Source organism: Phaeobacter porticola (genome assembly GCF_001888185.1).
GTDB lineage: Bacteria > Pseudomonadota > Alphaproteobacteria > Rhodobacterales > Rhodobacteraceae > Phaeobacter > Phaeobacter porticola.
In genome coordinates this window covers 2,240,671-2,259,106 of the sequence record NZ_CP016364.1, presented here as the reverse complement: position 1 = coordinate 2,259,106, position 18,436 = coordinate 2,240,671, and the positions used below count along the sequence as shown (strand labels likewise).

Here is an 18,436-nt window from a genome sequence, read left to right as displayed (position 1 = left end):
GGATCGGCGACCGTCCTGTCGACTCTCTTGCGGTTCCTGGCGCCTGCAACCAATGTCGCATATCCAGAGCAGCCGGGGTAGGGCAATTTAGACCCAAGTTGCTCGCCAAGAGAGCGCCACTATCTCTGCCAGCAGAAGGAAGACACGCTGATGAAACTTGCAGATACCCGCACAATAGATGCCCCACGCAGTGATGTCTGGGAGGCGTTGTTGGACGCCGAGACTTTGAAGAATGCCGTGCCAGGCTGCCAAGAGATGGAAGGTTCAGCCGAGGAGGGCTTTTCCGCCGTGGTGGTGCAGAAAGTTGGCCCGGTGAAAGCAACATTTCGGGGCGTCGTCACCCTGTCTGATCTCGACGCGCCCAATAGCCTGACCCTGCGTGGCGAGGGCAAAGGCGGTGCTGCCGGCTTTGCCAAAGGGGACGCCCATGTGACGCTGAGCGATGCTGAAGACGGTAAGACCCTGTTGTCCTACGAGGTCGAGGCAAAGGTCGGTGGCAAGTTGGCCCAGCTTGGCAGCCGTATTATCGACGGGTTTGCCAAAAAAATGGCAGATCAGTTTTTTGAACGTTTCCAGAGCGAGGTCGAGGGCGAGACTGTGCACGACGCGAGCGACGATGCAGACGAACCTGTCGCAAGCGAGGACAACGATGCTGCGCCACGCAAGAGTTGGATCGGGCGCGTTCTGGGCAGTTGATAGGAATGTCTGACGATTCGGAAATCAGGCGGAGGCCGACCTTGCGCGAAAAAATGGGAAAATCCATCCGCGACCGCTTGACGCTCGGAAAGCACCGATTTATAGACCAAATTCTCTGAGCGGGTATGGTGAAATGGTATCATAAGAGCCTTCCAAGCTTAAGGTGCGGGTTCGATTCCCGCTACCCGCTCCAGTGAACCTCCCTTTGTGGATTTAAAATCGTTGCAAAACATAGTGTCAGAATGTTGCCTCGCAATGAGGCATTGAAACACCCCGCAAATCGCCACACAAAGGGCGTTTGGAGAGCGTGATGACGCGGGTAAAGCTGGTTGGCAGAACCTATCGGTTCAGAATGCGCGTCCAAAGATGTTTCCTGAGGTCAAGCCGCGGAATGAGGTCGATATCTCACTAAAGGCGCCAGATCTGCTGGTCGCCGAGGCAAAGCCGCCAAGATGAACAGCGTAGATCCGCAGGCCTGGATGGCCTGGGTTCTGGCCCAGATCGCGGATCATAAGATCACGCGCCTGAACGAGCTCATGCCATGGCGCTACGCTGCTATCGCAGCGTAGCAGGCAGCATCGGAACCACACCAGAGCGCCTTCGCCGGACGGCCACCCTCATGCTGCATGAGCACCTTCTTCAGTTTGGTGATCCGAACATGATAATGTACGCGCACAAACCCGGCCGTAGGTCATCGCGCCAGTCGTTGCGCAGCTTCTCGTATTTCAGCGCAAGCCAGCTTTTTGGCCCGCAGTCGATTAGGTGCGGTGGGTCGAAAACCACCAGGCTGAACGTCTCGGACGGAAAGGGAGTGTCCCGAAAGTCCATCAGTACATCCGGGTCGATGATCAGTTCGCGGCTGCCGCCCTTGCTGGATTTGTCTTTCAGCGTGTGCGTCTCGCGGCGCTGATCACCGAACACGGCGCGGGCGTCATGCCGGTTGTCCAAACGTCTCGCGCTTGATGCGATGGCGACGGTCTACACCGAAACCTGACTGCGAGCCCATTTCGACCAATGTCGACCAATGCTGCGGTCTTCTCAAATGGCTGCTTCATCTTCGGTCACGAAAAGAGAATACATCAAAATGTGCTCTTGCAAGTTCGGCAAACAGGAGTTTTCGTGCACGGGAACGCTACGGCGAAGACGGCTGCTCTCGGTAACGCTTCATTGCATTTCTGAAATCCGCAATGCGCAACTGCGCACTTGTTCGATCCGACCCTCTGTTGGAAGCAGCTGATTGCGGTGCCCGGAAATGTTAATTGCCCCGATTACATGCTTTGACCGGTCAAAAATAGGCGCAGCAATGGCAACCGTACCTTCTGCGAGTTGCGACGCTTGTGCTACGTAGCCACGCTTGCGATCTGCTGCTAGGGCGGTCTTCAATTCCGACAGAGTTTCTATCGTGTCATCCGTGAACTTCTCAAACGCATAGCCTTCATACCTGCGATCCAGTTCGGCATCGCTGAGGTCTGCCAACATGATGCGGCCCATAGAGGTCGCAAACGCCGGAAGGCGGGAGCCGACGGGGATGTTTGAAACCATTGGGCTGGGTGACATCGCCCGGTAAATGTAGACCGCTTCAGTATTTTCAAGCACCGCAACATGTACGGAAAATCCCGAAATGTCGCGCAGGGAACGTGCATGCAACGCCGCCACATCGCCCAGGTCAAGGGATTTGATATAGCTGTAGCCCAGCTCCATCACGCGCGGAGCAAGTCGGAAATTGCGGGATTTCTCATCTTTTATCAAAAACCCCTCTTGTTCCAACGTGTGGACAAATCGAAAGGCCGCGGAGCTGGTGACAGATATTTCCTCAGCAATCTGAGAGAGGGTCATTTCCGCTCTGCCTGCGCCAAAGGCTTCGAGGATTTTCAACCCCCGAAGCAGCGAGTTCGATTGGTATTTTTTGTCTTTCGTCATGCCCCAGTCATAGTTTTTGCGCCAGCCGCTGCATAGTGGAAACATAGCTGGCGTCAATCGCGGCCTGGTGGGGGTGGTGCCCATCGCGGATAATCTGACGACCCGCCACATACACGCCTGAGATTTCGGCCTGTTGCCCCGCAAACATATGGAAGTCCAGCACCGCTTCTGGTGTCACCGCTGCCATAATACCGTCGATGCTGTAGCCAAGTTCTACAAAATCTGCGCGGCAGCCCTCAGTAATGCGACCAATAGCGCGCCCGGCGGCCCGCGCCCCACCATGGGCTGCCTTTTGCCATAGATAGCTGCCGACATTCGGCAGGTGTTCAGAGCAAAGGATATTGCGTTGGCGGTGCAACAGTCGCTGGCTGTATTCCAGTGTGCGCAGCTCCTGCATGGGTTGGGTGCAAATATTGCTGTCGGACCCAATGCCAAAGTGGCCATCCGCGGTCAGAAAATCGACAGCACGGAAAATTCCATCGCCAAGGTTCGATTCGGTCAGTGGGCACAGGCCCACGGTTGCCCCGGAAGCGGCGATAGCCGCAACTTCGCTGTCATCAAGATGGGTAGAGTGGATCAGGCACCATGCCTCATCCACCGGCGCCTGATCCATGAGGGCAGTCACAGAGCGTTTGCCGCTATGGGCGAGGCTGTCGTCTACTTCCTTGGTCTGTTCCGCGACATGGATGTGAACCGGGCAGCCCGGCAGTAGATCCCGCCGAAGCTCCATCAGCCAGGTCATTTCCTCTTCGGTGACAGCCCGCAGCGAATGCGGTGCAATACCTAGGTTGTGATTTTCCTGCTGCAGTTTCAAGGACTCGATCAGCAGGGCGTATTGATCGCGCGAGTTGATAAAGCGCCGCTGCGCATCCTGCGGGGAAACACCGCCGAAGTTCGCATGCGCGTAAAATACCGGAAGATGTGTCAGGCCAAGCCCGGTCTGTTCTGCTGCGGATATCACCGCGGCAGAGAGTTCCTCTGGTCGCGCGTAAAAGCTGCCATCCAGATCGTTGTGCAGATAGTGGAATTCAACGACTTCGGTATAGCCGCCCTTCAGCAGGTCCATGTACAGCTTTGCTGTGATGGCCTGCAAATCTTCCGGCGATACGCTATGCGCAAAACGATACATCATCTCGCGCCAGGACCAGAAGCTGTCGACCGGATTGCGGCGCACCTCGGACAGACCGGCCATGGCGTACTGGAAGGAGTGGCTGTGCAGGTTCGGCATCCCGGGCACAACCGGGTTTTCAATCACCGGATAGCCGTTCGGGTTGTCATCCTGAACCAGCGTTTCGAATGTGCCGACGCCCGAAACCGTTGCTGATACGTTCTTTTTCCAGCCCTGGTCTGTCAGCGCTTGCTTGAAATGAAAACCCGTCATCATTTGTCTTCCTTTGTTCCAGTGCCGGAGCAGTGGGCTGTGTGTCTCTGCGCAGGGCGGCCGCGTCAGGGCTGACTCGGGCAGCGGTCAGGCGGTGGTGTCAAGCTCGTGCAGTAACGCGGAAACCAGGCCCTTGATCGCGATCTTCAGTTTGTTCGCCTTGTTGTCCACCAGATCCCACGGAGCGTACTCCCGCATATATGTCGCCTGCGCGATCTCAAGTTGCAAAGCGTGAACATTCTGGCTGGGCCGCCCGTAATGCCTGGTAATGTAACCGCCTTTGAAGCGGCCGTTTTTCACAAAGCTGTAGCTGGCTGACTGAAGGAATTTTTCAGCGCAGGATTCAAAGCGGGCGGCGGTGCTGGCGCCGCTGTTGGTTCCCAGATTGAAGTCCGGTAGTACGCCGTCAAACAGTCTGGGAACCTGTGACCGGATGGAATGCAGGTCAACCAGAACACATATGCCGAACTGCGCCTTGATCCGCTGAATCTCGGCATTCAATGCCTGATGATAAGGCGCCCAGTAGGACTGGATGCGCGCCTCCGTATCATCTGTGTCCGGTTCCTGGCCTTCCAGATACAGCGGGCAGCCATCAAAGTCGATTTGCGACACCAGACCGGTTGTCGGCCCTGAATAAAGAGGCATGTCTTCGGCGGAGCGGTTCAGATCCACAACATAACGTGAATAATCCGCTGCCAGGATGCTGACGCCCAGATCGGCGCAGGGCAGCGCCAGCTGATCCATATGCCAATCCGTGTCCTTCAACTCCAGCGCGTCTTCTCGCAACCGGCTTTTGACCTCGCCAGGCAGCAATGTTCCGGCATGCGGCACATTCAGCAAAACAGGCGTGGATCCCGCTACGAATGTCATCAGATCTGGAGTCGCCATGGCCCACTCTTTTTAATATTGAAAATCATCTTTGACATTTAAAACTGATTGAGTCAATGATCTGCATGCCGGGTCGCGAGATGAATCCCGGTTGGCATCAACAGGAGGACAATATGCTCACTCGCAGAACTCTTATGCTTTCAGCAGCTGCGTTGCCCTTGGCTGGGCTTTCCGGTCAGGCAGCCATGGCGCAGTCGCGCTCTTTCTTCGGCATTGCGACCGGCGGTACCGGCGGCACCTATTATCCGCTTGGCGGCATGCTTGCTCAGCTGATCTCGAACACCGCTGAACTGCCGGATACCAAGCTGTCGGCAACCGCGGAAACCGGCAACGCGTCTGTTGCAAACACCAAACTGCTGAGCCGCGGTGAAATCGAAAGCGCCTTCGCCGCCGCAGACATTCTGGACGCGGCCTACAAAGGCACCGGCCAGTTTGAAGATGGCAAAATCGAGAACATCCGCGCGATCGGCGCCCTGTATCCGGAAACCGTGCAGCTGGTTGTGCGCGCGGATTCCGGCATTGAAAAGTTCGAAGATCTGGTCGGAAAGTCGATTTCTTCCGGTTCGCCGGGTTCTGGCCAGTGGCAGCTGCTGGGCGATCTGATCGAGGCCCATGGCATGTCGCGTGAAGATGTGTCCGAAGATTATTCCTCTTTCTCGCAATCGGTTGAGAAGATCAAAGACGGCAACCTGGACGCTTCGCTGATCACCGCCGGTGCGCCGACCTCTTCGGTGACCGAATTGGCCAATGGCCATGAGATCCGCATCGTGCCGCTGACCGGGCCTGCCATTGCCAAGCTTCAGGAAACACAGCCCTATTATGTCAGCTCGATCCTGCCTGCCGGATCGTACAAAGGGGTGGACACTGATGTGGAAACACTGGCGGTCCGCGCAATCTGGGCGACCCACGCGGATGTGTCCGAAGACATTATTTATGCCGTCACCAAAGCTCTGTATGAAAACACCGAGACACTGGGCAAAGTGCACCCGAAAGGCCGCGAAATCGCTGCTGAGACTGCACTGCAGAGTGTGTCCATCCCGGTCCACCCCGGTGCGGCCAAATACTATCAAGAAATCGGTGTTGGGCAGTAACGCTCATACACTTGGCACCTGGAGGCTCGCTTTCGCAGCGGGCCTTCTCCTGTTGCCGCATGCGGCCGCGAGTGAAGCAGCCGGTGATAATCTGTGCATCTACAAGGGCTATACCGATACAGAACTGGCAAGATATGCACCGGGCCAATCCGGGGCTTTTTCGTTATCGTTTCTGCATTCGGTGTCACTCACACCGGTCGTTGATATTTACGAATTAAGACCGGCCGGAATTCATCAGGTTGCGGAAGTTTTCGAAGCGCATGGCGCCGGGCTTCCATCATTTGCAGGCGATGTCGGCGAAACCGGCTGGCGTTTTGAAAACGGCAAGTTCGTTCTGGAAATGGACAGGCAGTTTGATCGGATACAGCTGCGGATACAGCGCGAATATCTCAATACGCTGCACATAGCGGATCAGACAATCACACTTGCTGATTTAGATGCCAAATCGATTGGCCTCCAAATCTGCGGGAAGCGGGGAGACTAGTTTATGTCACAACAACATGGGAAAACAGTGCAGGCTGACGCCGAGCAAGCCCTGTCGCCCGACGAAATCGAGGCGATGATCAAGGAGTTCGACTCGGAGTCAAATTTCCGCGACATTGCCGGCCCCATCGCAGTTCTTGTGACAGTCACCTCTGTCGTCCTTTCTCTGTTCCACCTTTATACAGCTGGCTTTGGCCTGCTGAACGAGGTCATGCACCGTACCGTCCACCTTGCATTCGTGATGGGCCTGGTGTTTCTGGTGTTCCCGCGCAAACGCGCCGCGCCGACCCCGGCCATGTGGCGGACATCTATCGTTTTCGCCGCGTTCTATCTGTTCCTGATCTTTGATCTGTTTGATCAACTGCCGCCAACCCCGTCGACCTATATTTTCAGCGCCGGGATGGTCGCGCTGGCGGCCCTGACTCTACCCATAAACGGCAAGGGGGCAAAACCGGGCCGGATTGCGCTGCGCGACTGGCTGTTTGCCGCGCTCGGGGCGGGGTTCTCGGCCTATCTGGCGGTGTTTTTCAAGGACATCTTCATCGTGAATGTAGGCGATCCGCGCCCACAGGAATACATGATGGGCCTGATTGCCATCGTTATGACGCTCGAAGCCACCCGCCGCACCATGGGTCCGACACTGGCCTATATCGGCGCATTTTGCATTCTGTACGCCATGTTCGGCCCCTATATGCCTGGCATTCTGGCGCACCGCGGTTATGGGATTGATCGCATTATCAATCACCTCTTTGTCGGTACCGAGGGCATCTACGGTGTAGCCGTTGGTGTGGTTGCGACCTATGTGTTCCACTTCGTCCTGTTTGGCATTCTCGCCCAGATGAGCGGCCTGGGACAGCTGTTCATCGATCTGGCAACGATCATCGCAGGCCGGCATTCGGGCGGCAGCGCAAAAGTCTCGGTCGTGTCGTCCGGTTTCTTTGGCATGATTTCAGGCTCGCCGATTGCCAATACGGTCACAACCGGCGCCTTCACCATTCCGCTGATGAAGAAAATGGGGTTCTCGGGCCGCTTTGCCGGTGCTGTCGAGGCCTCGGCATCCTGTGGCGGGCAGGTCACGCCGCCGATCATGGGCGCTTCGGCATTTGTCATGACCGAAATGCTGGGCGTGCCCTATAACGAGATCATTCTGATCGCGATCATTCCGGCGGCCTTTCACTATCTGGCCATCCTGCTGATGGTGCATCTGGAATCCAAACGGCTGGGTCTGGCGGGCATGTCTGCCGACAAAATCCCGCAAATGGCTCAGGTCCTAAAGCGGTCCTGGCACCTGCTGGTTCCATTAGGGGTCATGGTGGCACTGTTGCTGATGCAGTACACCCCGTTTCTGGCTGCCTTCTGGGGCATTCTGCTGACCATCGGCTTCTCCTATATCCCGCTGGTGGCGCATAAGATGGGCAACCGTGATATGGATCTGGACACCGTGCTGACGCCGAAACGGCTGGTTATCGGTTTCGAGGACGGCGCCAAATTCGCCCTGGCCATCGGCGCCGCCTGTGCCTGCGTCGGCTTCCTTCTGGGGGTCACGACGCTCACTGGACTGGGGTTCAAGTTCTCGGCCGCGGTTGTGCAGCTGGCTTATGATCTGGCCGCGTTTGTTACCGCGCTCGACTTTACGGGGCTGCTGTCGGAAAAATCCATCGCGCTGTTCTTCGGGCTCTTCTTCGTAGCCATCGCCTGTATCTTGATGGGGGCGGGCATTCCGACCACGCCAACCTACATCATTCTGGCCTCCATCGCGGCCCCCGCCCTGACAGAGTTCGATGTGCCGCTGATCGCAACCCACTTCTTTGTGTTCTACTTCGGCGTGCTTGCGGATGTGACGCCACCTGTTGCCCTTGCAGCCTATGCCGCCGCGGGCCTTTCACGCGCAGATCCCATGCGTACAGGCACAACAGCGTTCAGGCTGTCGATGGGCAAGGCCCTGGTGCCTTTCATGTTCATCTATGCACCAAGCCTGCTGTTTGTCGATTTCTCACCGCTGGAATTTGTCTTGGCCCTGACCAGCGGTATCCTCGCGATCCTTGCGTTGTCGGCGGCTTACATCGGGTTCTGGAAGCGGGAGCTGGTCCTTTTCGAAAAGGTGCTGCTGACAATGGCAGGGCTTGTTTTGATTTCCAACAACCTGATCGCGATTGCTGTCGGATCTGTGGTCGTGTTGGGCATTTTGGCGCGTGCCAAAGCTTCCTCAAGAACCGAAGCTGCCTAATAGACTTGGGGCAGGCATCGCGATGCCTGCCCCAATAAAAACGATGGCCTAAAGGCTTGGCGAGAATCGGGGCAAGCTAAGCGACAGGAGCGGTTTGCGGCTGACGACTGAACTGCCTTCGCCCACCCCATAGGCGGTATCGTTGTGCAGCTGCCCCGAAGTACTGTCCCGTCCGGCCTTGCGTGCTGCCAGATCGATGCGCCCGTGATCGGCGCGGTGGCTAACGATGATGCGGTTCAGTTGCGCTTCTATATCGGCACGGAATCCCTCCCATGGGGGGCGAACGGAGCGGGCGACATCTTCGGCGCCGTTCACTTCGTCTTTTTGCGCCATCTGGCTGATCCGCTTGATCAAGGAGCGATCCGTGGCCGCAACAACGGCGGCATCGATTGCATGGTGGCGGTGATCGGTGCGGTTCTTGGATTTGACCGCGCCATCCTTGTCGGGCAGCAGGCTGTTCAACCCCCAATGGCGGCGCAGCCTTTCGGTCAGGCGGCCGGGCACAACCCAGACGTGGCTTTTGCCGTCTACCCCGTCATAGAGCGCATCAAGATAACCGCGAGCGATACGCGACAGGTATTGCGTATCTTTCAAAGCGCGGGCTGTAAAATCATTCTCACCCTCGAAACGCTCCGTCGTGTCTGGGGCAAAGCGCCACGCCTGTTGCCCGGCAGGTTTTTGAGGTTGGCTTCGATTGCGTCCCAGGCAGGTCTGTACCTGTCGCGGTTTGATGCCGGCCCTTTGATCGCATTTACTGCACCAAAGGAGACGAGGTATGGGCACGAACCGGACGGACGAATTCCGAGCTGATGCGGTTGCGAAGAGCGCTGACCAGCGGGCTTAACCGCAAGCAGGTTGCTGATGATCCTGGTGTTGGCCTGTCAACGCTTAACAAATGGATCACGGCACACCGGGACACGGATGTAGTGTCGCACGAGGATTTGAGCCTGGTCCAAGAGAATGACCGGCTTCGACGTGAGAACCGCATTCTCAAGGAGGAGAGGGAGATCTTAAACTGAAGAGGACCAGAAAACAGTCCGGGGGACTGTTTTCCCGATGAAGGCAACGCAGTTCTTCGCGGGCCAAAGGCCATGAGGTTCAGGTTCATCCACTGCCCGGCAGGGCATTGCGTAGCAATGTCCCGGAAGGGGAGGAACACCGCGACAGCTTTCCCGCCCACCGGCTGTGTGATGTCATGGATGTTGGTCCGCGCGGTTTGCGGGCCTTCCGCAGCCGTCCGACCAGCTGCAGACAGCGCAGTGCTTTGGTGGCACTGGCGCATATCAAGGAACAGTTGCGCCTCAGCTTGGGCAGCTGTGGCAGGCCACGGATGACGGAGGAGCTGAAAGAGATAGGTCTGGATATCGGGCACCGTCGCCCCTCTCGGCAGAATGCTTTGCAATCGCCTGCCGGGCAGTGGTGGGCCGCCTAATGCGCCAGAACGGCATATCTGTTGTCAGAACGCGCAAACACAAGGTGACGACCATTGCCCAGAAGGCGATTGCAAAGCAATCTGCCGAGAGGGGATAGTGATCATAAATTCAATATCGCGCCCAACCTGCTGGATCGGGACGTCACGGCTGATCAGCCGAACCAGAAATGGGCCGGTGACATCAGCTATATCTGGCCCCGTGAAGGCTGGCTGTATCTCGCAGTGATTCTGGACCTGCATTCCAGGCAAGTCATCGGCTGGGCGGTGAGTAATCGAATGAAACGGGATCTGGCGATCCGGGCGCTGATCCCTCTCATGGTTTGCAGGCAAACCACTGCCGGGCGGTGGATGGCCATCGCATTCCGGTCACCGCCAAAAGGCTGCATTCACCACACGGATCGTGGATCGCAATACTGTTCTCACGACGATCAGAAGATCCTGCGCCAAAACGGGTTCAAGGTATCGATGAGCGGGACAGGAAACTGCTACGATAATGCGGCCCCTCTCGGCAGATTTGCACTGCAAATCGCCTGCCGAGCAGTGGTCGAGACGTTCTTCAAAACCATCAAGGCAGAATTGATCTGGCGAAGATCATGGGACACCCGCAGGCAAGCCGAGATGGCGATCTTTGAATACATCAACGGCTTCTACAATCCGCGACGCCGATACTCAGCACTGGGCCGGAAAAGCCCGGTCGCATTCGAACAAAAGGTGGCTTAAACGAGCACCCGGGCCGCCATCAAACCGCGACAGGTCCAGTTTTTTGGACCCTTTGGGTCCAGTCCATTCATAGTAACCTGCAGCCGGGATGATTCTTTGCTGTGACTTCCATGCATTGCGAAAATTCGGCAGGCTGGCCGCTGTCTCAATCTTGGCGTTAAGGGCGGTGCGTTTCCAACCCTTTACACCGCCGCGGTGCCAGCTTGGCACGAACCACCAGCGGGCTGTTGTACTGAACAGCTGGTCGCCGTTCAGATAGGCGATGTCCACCACTTGGGTGGGCTTTACATTCCAGCTCGCTGATAGCTCAATCGCATTTGGATCGCGCACCGGTATAGGCGGGCCGAGAAAAACGGCGCTCCATCTAGTACAACTGTCGCCACGCCAGATCTGGTCTGCCAAATCTTCCGCACATGAAGCATGTACCTCTTACCAAAATGGGGTCAGTGCAACACGATAGGCCAAAGCTTGAATTTTACAACATGTTCGCGCTATGTTCCTAACCTCCAATGGAGGTGATGGGATGCCAGAGGTTATGCATATGTGGTGTGTCTGCGGTCATGTTGGGACGATAGAGGTGTCTTACACAGCTGATCCTGCCCCTCTTTGTGCCCGCGCGCGATGCACAGTTTGCGGGCGTCTGGGTCAGATTGAAGACATACGCTTTGGCTGAACTGATGACGCGTCTTGGGGTGGAAAAACGATACAAAAACAATTGGTTGAGTGGCGTGACGAGCAGGAACTGCTATCTTAGGATTACCCGGATTTCGAGCGGAAGCCGAGTTCGTCTCGCGCATGTCGCGAGCTGTTCTCAAGTTTCGTCCAGAGATCAGTGCTACGGAATATAGCAAAGCTCAGAAAATACGTCGCCACACAAAACGCCACACGATTTAATTATATTAAATATCAGTTACTTAAGTGTTGGGCCGGACCCCTGCTGCCCGCTCAGGGATATCTCCAGTTTAACGCTCTGTTGCCCAGGTCCTGGGTTGCGAGCCAGTACAAAGCGCATGCAATGCGGCGGTTTGACTGGGGCGCTGTGGTGCCTGTGCGCTTGACGCCAAAGGTTTGCCCAGTCATGAACCTTGGCGATGCGCAGGGCGATGATCTTGCGGAATAGCAAGATCGAAGGAGCTGATATGGCGGGCAATCAAGCGGTCCCGACTGCGGATGAAGAGCGTAAGACATCACGTAAGATAAGTGTTCTCTCCGCCCTTTGGCCATTCATGCGCCCCTATCGCCTGCTGATGGCTTCGGCCACGCTGGCGCTGGTGCTGACTGCTGCGCTGTCGCTGACATTGCCGCTCGCTGTGCGCCGGGTGGTTGATAATTTCCGCATCTCCGAAACCGCTTTGCTTAACCAGTATTTTGGGGCGGCTCTTGTGATTGCGGCGCTGCTCGCCCTGGGCACTGGTCTGCGATATGCGCTGGTGACCCGGTTGGGTGAACGGGTGGTTGCGGATATCCGCAAGGCGGTGTTTGACCGTGTCATCGGCATGAGCCCTGCCTTTTTTGAACAGGTTATGACCGGCGAAGTGCTGAGCCGGATCACCACTGACACCACCTTGATACAGTCGGTGCTTGGCTCATCGGTGTCAATCGCGCTACGCAATATGCTGATCTTCAGTGGTGGTTTGGTGCTGATGCTTCTGACCTCGGCCAAATTGACCAGCCTTGTGCTGTTGATCGTACCTGCGGTGATTGTGCCGATCTTGCTTCTCGGCCGACGCCTTCGTGTCATCAGCAAGGAAAACCAGGACTGGATCGCCGCCTCGTCCGGCAAGGCGGGCGAGGCGCTGGGCGCGGTGCAGACCGTACAAGCCTACACCCATGAGACCGCAAGCCGGGGTGAGTTTGCGCGTATGACCGAAACCGCCTTTGACGTGTCGATGCGACGTATCCAGACGCGCGCCTTTCTGACCGTCATCGTGATCTTCCTAGTGTTCTCCGGGGTGGTTGGTGTGTTGTGGATGGGCGCCAATGACGTGCGTGCCGGTATCATGAGCGAAGGCACATTGGTGCAATTCGTGATCTATGCGGTGCTGGTGGCAGGATCCGTGGCCGCGCTGTCTGAGATCTGGAGTGAATTGCAACGGGCCGCAGGCGCGACTGAGCGTTTGGTTGAGTTGCTGACAGCGGTGGATCAGGTTCAGGACCCTTATGCCCCACGCGCATTGGCAGCCCCGGTGCGCGGCGAAATCCGCTTTGACGATGTGTCGTTCCGCTATCCCGCACGCCCACAGATCCCGGCGTTGGTGGATGTTTCGCTTACCGTGCAGCCAGGTGAAACAGTTGCCTTTGTCGGGCCGTCTGGTGCAGGCAAGACAACAATAATTCAGATGATCCAGCGGTTTTACGATCCGACGTCTGGTGCTGTTTGCCTGGATGGTAGGCCGCTGCGGGATCTGCAACGGGATGACTTCCGCCAGCATATCGCGCTGGTGCCGCAGGATCCGGTGATCTTTGCGCTGTCCGCGCGTGACAACATTCGCTTTGGCCGTCCCGGTGCCAGTGATGCCGAGGTTGAGGCCGCTGCCAGGGCCGCTGCCGCCCATGACTTCATTTCTGCGCTACCCGAAGGCTATGACAGCCAGGTTGGCGAGCGCGGTGTGATGCTGTCGGGTGGCCAGAAACAGCGGATCGCCATCGCGCGTGCCATCCTGCGTGACGCGCCGGTGCTGCTGCTGGACGAGGCGACCTCTGCGCTTGACGCCGAAAGCGAACGTCTGGTGCAGGCCGCCGTGGACGAGCTGAGCCAAGGCCGGACCACACTCATCGTGGCGCATCGTCTGGCGACCGTGAAAAAGGCTGACCGCATCGTGGTCATGGAAGAGGGGCGCATCATCGCCACCGGCACCCATGATCAGCTGGTTGCCGAGGACGGTCTTTACGCCCGCTTGGCGCGTTTGCAGTTCACCGACGGAATGGCGGCAGAATAGGCAATACCGGCCTCAAACGCTCAGAAATTCGGCTTCAAGGTTGAAAACTGTCAAATGTCGCTGCGTCAAAGCGCAGGCTTCCTTGACGTGACCCTGTCGGCGCGCTTGCACGACGGGCCGTTTCAAATCATTTTGTGTTAACTGAAATTCCCCGGCACAAGGGGACTAGGGGAGGAAACCAATGGGATTTGCCACGGCCGCGGACTGCTTGGCACTAGTGAATGAGATGCCTTTCGGGCAACGGAATATGCCGACAACGCTATACGGGCTGTTGTCCCGTACGGCCGGGAAGTTTCCCGACAACAAGGCAATAAGTTATCAGATCTTTTCCGGTCCGACCGATAAGGCTGAGACCCTGACCTGGCGCCAGTTGAAAGACAAGGTGACCCAAGCGGCGAATATGTTCCGTTCAATGGGCATCGGCGAAAAGGATGTGGTGGCCTATATTCTGCCCAACTGCAACGAAACGGTTGTGACCCTTCTGGGCGGCGCCGTTGCGGGTATTGCCAATCCTATTAACCCATTGCTTGAGCCAGAACAGATCGCCTCGATCCTGCGCGAAACCGGGGCGAAGGTCGTGGTGACGCTGAAACCCTTTCCCAAGACCGATGTGGCACAAAAGGTCGCTGAAGCCGTGCGCCATGCGCCCAAGGTGCATACGGTTCTGGAAATCGACCTCAACCGTTATCTGACACCGCCAAAATCCTGGATTGTGCCCCTGATCCGCCCCAAGCTTGAGGGCAAGGACAAACTGGCACATGCGAATTACAAAAACTTCAACCGCGAGCTGCGCAAACATCCCACCGAGCTGACCTTTGCGGATTCCGACAGCGACCGGGTGGCCTGCTATTTCCACACCGGCGGCACCACCGGCATGCCCAAGGTGGCGCAGCACACCTATTCTGGCATGAACTACAACGGCTGGTTGGGCAGCAAACTGCTGTTCACTGCCGAAGACAACATCATGTGTCCGTTGCCGCTGTTCCATGTCTTTGCCTGCCATGTGATCCTGATGGCGGCTGTTGCGTCTGGCGCGCATGTGGTGTTCCCGACCCCACAGGGATATCGCGGCGAGGGGGTGTTCGACAATTTCTGGAAGCTGGTCGAACGGTGGAAGATTTCCTTTATCATTACAGTGCCCACGGCGATCTCTGCCAAGATGCAGCGGCCCGTTGATGCGGATGTCTCAACCGTGAAAACCGCCTTTTCCGGGTCCGCGCCGCTGCCGGTGGAACTGTTCAGGCGGTTCGAAGAAGCAACGGGTGTGAAAATCGTTGAGGGCTATGGCCTGACCGAGGCCACATGTCTGGTGTCCTGCAACCCGGTGTTGGGTGAAAAGAAAATTGGATCCATCGGCATTCCACTGCCCTATACCGATGTGAAAATCGTCAAGGGCACCGACGAGGGAACCGTAGAACTGGGCGTGGATGAGATCGGCGAGATCTGCATCTCCAGCCCCGGTGTCTATGCCGGTCATACCTATACAGAGGTCGAGAAGAACGAAGGGTTGTTCTATCAAGGCACGCATCTGCGCACCGGCGACCTTGGGAAGCTGGACAGCGACGGGTATCTCTGGATCACCGGTCGTGCCAAGGATCTGATCATTCGCGGTGGTCACAATATCGACCCGGCCGAGATCGAAGAGGCGCTATTGGGGCATGAGGCCGTGGCCTTTGCCGGCGCTATCGGCCAGCCGGATGCCCATGCAGGCGAGGTGCCCTGCGCCTTTGTCGAACTGGTGGACGGCGCAACTGTGACGCCTGACGAGCTTCTGGCTTATTGCCAAATTCACGTACATGAGCGGGCTGCGATCCCCAAACATGTAACTGTGATGGACGAGCTCCCGAAAACGGCTGTGGGCAAGGTCTTCAAACCGGATCTGCGCAAGAATGCGATTACCCGGATCTATAACGACGCACTGCTGAAGGCTGGTTTGCCCGCCCGTGTCGAACATGTGGTCGATGACAAGGGCCGTGGACTGGTCGCGCAGGTTGAAGAAAACGGCGCCAAGGCCTCGGACATTTCCGATGTACTGGGCGTCTTTACCCGTCCATGGGAACCTATGCCCAAGGCATGATCACATGCCCTCGGCCTTGGCTGTTCAGCGAGACTAGGAAAGCGCCCTACTGGGGCGCTTTTTTCAATTGTGGGGCATGGTTTTTGACCGCCGCGCTGCTAGGCTCATCCGACGCACTACGACACAGGGAACGGGCAAGATGAATTACGAACGGCTGATCGACGAAGAAACCTGGGCCTTTATCAAAAAAACAGGTGAGTGTTATCCAGATGATGCCGTTGATCTGACTATCGAACAGCAGCGAGAGGTCTACAACGCCATGGCCGCTGAGTTTCGCGCCGCGCGTCCTGATAGTGTCAGCTGCGAGGATCGTCTGGTCGGTGCCGTCCCGGTGCGCATTTACACCGCTGGAGAGCCCAGCTGTACGGTAATGTTCTGTCATGGCGGCGGGTTCGTGGTTGGCGGGCTGGACAGCCATGATGATGTCTGTGCCGAGCTTTGCGCGCAAACCGGTTATCGCGTGGTCGCTGTGGACTACCGGCTGTCTCCCGAACACCTGCATCCTGCGGCCTTTGAAGATGCCTGGGCAGTCTGTCAGTGGATCTCTGCCAGCTTCGATGGCGATCTGGTCCTGGCCGGGGACAGCGCCGGTGCTAATCTCTGCGCTGCGGTGGCACATCATGCCCGTGGACGGCTCACGGGGCTGGTCGGTCAGGTGCTGATCTATGGGGCCTTTGGCGGTGATATAGACGAAGGCTCGTATCTTGAGCACGCCCAAGCCCCGATGCTGACGCGGGATGATCTTCTGTTCTATGGTGATATTCGCCGTCCTGATGGCGCGGGCGATGTACCAGACCCGACCATGGCCCCGCTGTCGGACAGTGATTTCGCCGGGCTGCCCGCCACGGTGCTGGTCACCGCTGATTGCGATCCGGTGCGGGATGACTCCCGCCACTACCGCGACAAGATTTTGGCTGCAGGGGGCAAGGCGCATTGGATCAATGAGCCAGGGCTGGTCCATGGCTACCTACGCGCCCGCCACAGCGTTGGCCGCGCCCGCGACAGTTTTGAGCGGATTTCCGTGGCCGTGGAAGCGTTGGGGCAGGGGCTCTGGCCTTATGAGTGACGCCAGCCCTAGCCTGCAAAGTCACGGCATTGTTCGGGTGCGGCACTGCGATCATACCATCCCCCGCTCTTGACGCGCCAGTTGCTCGTGTGGGTGGTCACATAGGACCAGTTACCCACCGGAAGATGGGAATAACCAATGACATCGCCGGGTTGGATCAGTCCAATGCGGGCGGTCCCCGCGCTGTGACCCGAGTAAAGCGGGACCGGCGTCCCCAGCCAGCCGAGGCAGGCGCTTTCAAACTCATCCCGGATCGGCAGATCGACAAGCAGGCGGCGCAGGTGGGTGTCATTAAGCGTCAGTTGACGGCGCTTGGTATTGACCTTGCAGCCGTGAAATTGCTCTAGCCCCCGGATTTCCTGCACCTGTCGATTGCTGTGTGGATCAAGCACAACCGATTTTCCCAGACAGTCGCTATTGTCAAAGACGCTTTGCCCCAGTGTCGACCCAAAGCAATAGCCCGCCCGGTCCATGATCAGGTTTCGGGTAAACCATAGATCGTCGCAGCCGTCCTGCGCCAATGCAGGCAGTGGCAGAAGCAGCAGTATCAGGGCAAGGCAACGTCGGGTCATGGCAGGCTCCTGTCGGGCGGATATATTGATCACCCAAAGAAGCCTGCCACGGATCCTCAGCTGAGGAAAGATTTTGCCTTCATCGTGTCGGCAATTGGCGCACCGAGACGGCTGAGAATGGTGGGGGCCAGTTGCAGCTGATCAATTACCACATCCTCTGCGGGGCCTGTCGCATCGCCAAAATAATAGAGCGCGGTTTCCTGTTGCAGGGGGCTGCGCCCGCCGTGGTGCCCGCGCTCATCCTGGCCATGATCTGCGGTAACGATGATCTCATAGCCCATTTCGCGCCATTTTATAATGAACGGGGCCAGCATCTCGTCCATCACGAAACAGGCGTGATCCATCTCCTGACAGTCGTGAAAGAACCGGTGCCCCATGCAATCCAGCGTGCAGGTGTGCAGCATGCCGTAGTTGAGGCCAAAGCGCAGGCAAAGATTGGTCAGCGTGCCAAACAGATCCACATCGGACGGCGTCATCTGGTTCACCAATCCGTAGCCGGTCATGGAATGAAACCGCCCATGATTGATGGTGGCGCTTTCGGGTTCGTCATATTCCACATCGCGCACCGGATCATAGGGATGGCGATTGAAGAACGAGGACCAGAAGCTATGCGCGACCGCACCGGTCACGCCGCCGCCGTCGCGCACCTGACTGAATACATCCTTGTGCCCCAGACGAAAGACATTGCCATTGCCGGTGCAGCCATGCTCGGCCGGGACCACGCCGGTGTGGATCGAGGCATAGCAGCTGGCGGAAATCGACGGCAGCACCGCCCGATGTTTCCAGACCCATGCCTCGCCGCTGTCAACCCAGCCTTCGAGATTGCCAAACAGCCGACGGAAATTGCGCCAGGGGACGCCGTCCAAGATGATGAGGAGAAGTTTGTTGTCCATCGCAGAACCCAGGGTCTTGTAAAGGTGAGTTAAAAAGGCGGTCGTGAGGAG

General features: G+C 57.4%; 16 protein-coding genes, 1 tRNA gene and 1 pseudogene. 10 read left to right on the top strand and 8 right to left on the bottom strand.

Annotated features, from left to right (window positions below):
* The first annotated feature begins 150 nt into the window (after nt 1–150).
* From PhaeoP97_RS10860 to PhaeoP97_RS10850, 3 genes are all read left to right on the top strand, one after another.
* Nucleotides 151–696 carry an SRPBCC family protein gene (locus PhaeoP97_RS10860; protein WP_072505063.1) on the top strand — a complete coding sequence of 182 codons (546 nt, stop codon included), beginning with the start codon at nt 151–153 and terminating at the stop codon, nt 694–696.
* Nucleotides 697–815: 119 nt separating this feature from the next.
* Nucleotides 816–889 (top strand) — tRNA-Gly (locus PhaeoP97_RS10855).
* Nucleotides 890–1,148: 259 nt separating this feature from the next.
* A complete protein-coding gene (locus PhaeoP97_RS10850; RefSeq protein ID WP_420848979.1) occupies nt 1,149–1,265 on the top strand; it encodes a transposase domain-containing protein in 117 nt (38 codons plus the stop codon).
* A 70-nt stretch (nt 1,266–1,335) separates the two neighbouring features.
* On the opposite strand, the gene PhaeoP97_RS10845 is transcribed toward PhaeoP97_RS10850, so the two are convergent.
* The 4 genes from PhaeoP97_RS10845 to hutG all read right to left on the bottom strand — a co-directional run bounded on the left by PhaeoP97_RS10845 (nt 1,336) and on the right by hutG (nt 4,885).
* Nucleotides 1,336–1,644 (bottom strand): hypothetical protein, encoded by a 309-nt coding sequence (locus tag PhaeoP97_RS10845; protein WP_072505062.1) that lies wholly within the window; start codon nt 1,642–1,644, stop codon nt 1,336–1,338.
* Between the two features lie 216 nt (nt 1,645–1,860).
* Nucleotides 1,861–2,700: an IclR family transcriptional regulator gene (locus PhaeoP97_RS10840; protein WP_217525904.1), complete on the bottom strand. Its 840-nt coding sequence runs from the start codon at nt 2,698–2,700 to the stop codon at nt 1,861–1,863.
* The gene (locus tag PhaeoP97_RS10835) at nt 2,624–3,997 is read right to left on the bottom strand and encodes a formimidoylglutamate deiminase (RefSeq protein WP_072506434.1); all 1,374 of its coding nucleotides are present in this window, start codon (nt 3,995–3,997) and stop codon (nt 2,624–2,626) included. Before PhaeoP97_RS10835 ends, PhaeoP97_RS10840 begins: the two co-directional genes overlap by 77 nt.
* Before the next feature lie 87 nt (nt 3,998–4,084).
* Nucleotides 4,085–4,885 (bottom strand): N-formylglutamate deformylase, encoded by an 801-nt coding sequence (gene hutG / locus PhaeoP97_RS10830; RefSeq protein ID WP_072505060.1) that lies wholly within the window; start codon nt 4,883–4,885, stop codon nt 4,085–4,087.
* Nucleotides 4,886–4,998: 113 nt separating this feature from the next.
* On the opposite strand from hutG, the gene PhaeoP97_RS10825 reads away from it, so the two are divergent.
* From PhaeoP97_RS10825 to PhaeoP97_RS10815, 3 genes are read left to right on the top strand one after another with little or no spacing between them, the layout of a single operon-like run.
* The gene (locus PhaeoP97_RS10825) at nt 4,999–5,976 is read left to right on the top strand and encodes a TAXI family TRAP transporter solute-binding subunit (RefSeq protein ID WP_072506433.1); all 978 of its coding nucleotides are present in this window, start codon (nt 4,999–5,001) and stop codon (nt 5,974–5,976) included.
* On the top strand, nt 5,966–6,460 hold the full coding sequence (locus PhaeoP97_RS10820) for a DUF1850 domain-containing protein (RefSeq protein ID WP_157891246.1): 495 nt from the start codon (nt 5,966–5,968) through the stop codon (nt 6,458–6,460). Before PhaeoP97_RS10825 ends, PhaeoP97_RS10820 begins: the two co-directional genes overlap by 11 nt.
* Before the next feature lie 3 nt (nt 6,461–6,463).
* Nucleotides 6,464–8,686 (top strand): TRAP transporter permease, encoded by a 2,223-nt coding sequence (locus tag PhaeoP97_RS10815; RefSeq protein ID WP_072505058.1) that lies wholly within the window; start codon nt 6,464–6,466, stop codon nt 8,684–8,686.
* A gap of 48 nt (nt 8,687–8,734) precedes the next feature.
* On the opposite strand, the gene cas9 is transcribed toward PhaeoP97_RS10815, so the two are convergent.
* Nucleotides 8,735–9,280 (bottom strand): type II CRISPR RNA-guided endonuclease Cas9, encoded by a 546-nt coding sequence (gene cas9, locus PhaeoP97_RS10810; RefSeq protein WP_072505057.1) that lies wholly within the window; start codon nt 9,278–9,280, stop codon nt 8,735–8,737.
* A 181-nt stretch (nt 9,281–9,461) separates the two neighbouring features.
* Between cas9 and PhaeoP97_RS20090 the strand changes: the two are divergent.
* Nucleotides 9,462–10,838, top strand: a pseudogene (locus tag PhaeoP97_RS20090) (IS3 family transposase).
* On the opposite strand, the gene PhaeoP97_RS10790 reads toward PhaeoP97_RS20090, so the two are convergent.
* Entirely contained in the window at nt 10,788–11,240 is a 453-nt protein-coding gene (locus PhaeoP97_RS10790) for an SOS response-associated peptidase family protein (protein ID WP_083570360.1), read from the bottom strand. The pseudogene PhaeoP97_RS20090 and the gene PhaeoP97_RS10790 overlap by 51 nt on opposite strands.
* 737 nt (nt 11,241–11,977) lie before the next feature.
* Here PhaeoP97_RS10790 and PhaeoP97_RS10785 point away from each other — a divergent pair.
* The 3 genes from PhaeoP97_RS10785 to PhaeoP97_RS10775 all read left to right on the top strand — a co-directional run bounded on the left by PhaeoP97_RS10785 (nt 11,978) and on the right by PhaeoP97_RS10775 (nt 16,920).
* Nucleotides 11,978–13,777 carry an ABC transporter transmembrane domain-containing protein gene (locus tag PhaeoP97_RS10785; protein WP_072506432.1) on the top strand — a complete coding sequence of 600 codons (1,800 nt, stop codon included), beginning with the start codon at nt 11,978–11,980 and terminating at the stop codon, nt 13,775–13,777.
* Nucleotides 13,778–13,958: 181 nt separating this feature from the next.
* Nucleotides 13,959–15,854 carry an acyl-CoA synthetase gene (locus PhaeoP97_RS10780; RefSeq protein ID WP_072505054.1) on the top strand — a complete coding sequence of 632 codons (1,896 nt, stop codon included), beginning with the start codon at nt 13,959–13,961 and terminating at the stop codon, nt 15,852–15,854.
* Nucleotides 15,855–15,993: 139 nt separating this feature from the next.
* Entirely contained in the window at nt 15,994–16,920 is a 927-nt protein-coding gene (locus PhaeoP97_RS10775; protein WP_072505053.1) for an alpha/beta hydrolase, read from the top strand.
* An 8-nt stretch (nt 16,921–16,928) separates the two neighbouring features.
* Here PhaeoP97_RS10775 and PhaeoP97_RS10770 read toward each other — a convergent pair whose 3' ends face one another.
* Together PhaeoP97_RS10770 and PhaeoP97_RS10765 are read right to left on the bottom strand one after the other, a co-directional pair.
* Nucleotides 16,929–17,492: a DUF4453 domain-containing protein gene (locus PhaeoP97_RS10770; RefSeq protein ID WP_072505052.1), complete on the bottom strand. Its 564-nt coding sequence runs from the start codon at nt 17,490–17,492 to the stop codon at nt 16,929–16,931.
* Nucleotides 17,493–17,548: 56 nt separating this feature from the next.
* Nucleotides 17,549–18,385, bottom strand: a complete 837-nt coding sequence (locus PhaeoP97_RS10765; protein ID WP_072505051.1) for an alkaline phosphatase family protein — start codon at nt 18,383–18,385, stop codon at nt 17,549–17,551.
* Between the last annotated feature and the right edge of the window lie 51 nt (nt 18,386–18,436).

Excerpts from the sequence above, each read along its gene's own strand:
- PhaeoP97_RS10860 (WP_072505063.1), top strand. The coding sequence starts at position 151 with ATGAAACTTGCAGATACCCGCACAATAGATGCCCCACGCAGTGATGTC.
- PhaeoP97_RS10850 (WP_420848979.1), top strand. The coding sequence starts at position 1,149 with ATGAACAGCGTAGATCCGCAGGCCTGGATGGCCTGGGTTCTGGCCCAG.
- PhaeoP97_RS10840 (WP_217525904.1), bottom strand. The coding sequence starts at position 2,700 with ATGGGCACCACCCCCACCAGGCCGCGATTGACGCCAGCTATGTTTCCA.
- PhaeoP97_RS10835 (WP_072506434.1), bottom strand. The coding sequence starts at position 3,997 with ATGACGGGTTTTCATTTCAAGCAAGCGCTGACAGACCAGGGCTGGAAA.
- hutG (WP_072505060.1), bottom strand. The coding sequence starts at position 4,885 with ATGGCGACTCCAGATCTGATGACATTCGTAGCGGGATCCACGCCTGTT.
- PhaeoP97_RS10825 (WP_072506433.1), top strand. The coding sequence starts at position 4,999 with ATGCTCACTCGCAGAACTCTTATGCTTTCAGCAGCTGCGTTGCCCTTG.
- PhaeoP97_RS10815 (WP_072505058.1), top strand. The coding sequence starts at position 6,464 with ATGTCACAACAACATGGGAAAACAGTGCAGGCTGACGCCGAGCAAGCC.
- PhaeoP97_RS10785 (WP_072506432.1), top strand. The coding sequence starts at position 11,978 with ATGGCGGGCAATCAAGCGGTCCCGACTGCGGATGAAGAGCGTAAGACA.
- PhaeoP97_RS10780 (WP_072505054.1), top strand. The coding sequence starts at position 13,959 with ATGGGATTTGCCACGGCCGCGGACTGCTTGGCACTAGTGAATGAGATG.
- PhaeoP97_RS10775 (WP_072505053.1), top strand. The coding sequence starts at position 15,994 with ATGAATTACGAACGGCTGATCGACGAAGAAACCTGGGCCTTTATCAAA.
- PhaeoP97_RS10770 (WP_072505052.1), bottom strand. The coding sequence starts at position 17,492 with ATGACCCGACGTTGCCTTGCCCTGATACTGCTGCTTCTGCCACTGCCT.
- PhaeoP97_RS10765 (WP_072505051.1), bottom strand. The coding sequence starts at position 18,385 with ATGGACAACAAACTTCTCCTCATCATCTTGGACGGCGTCCCCTGGCGC.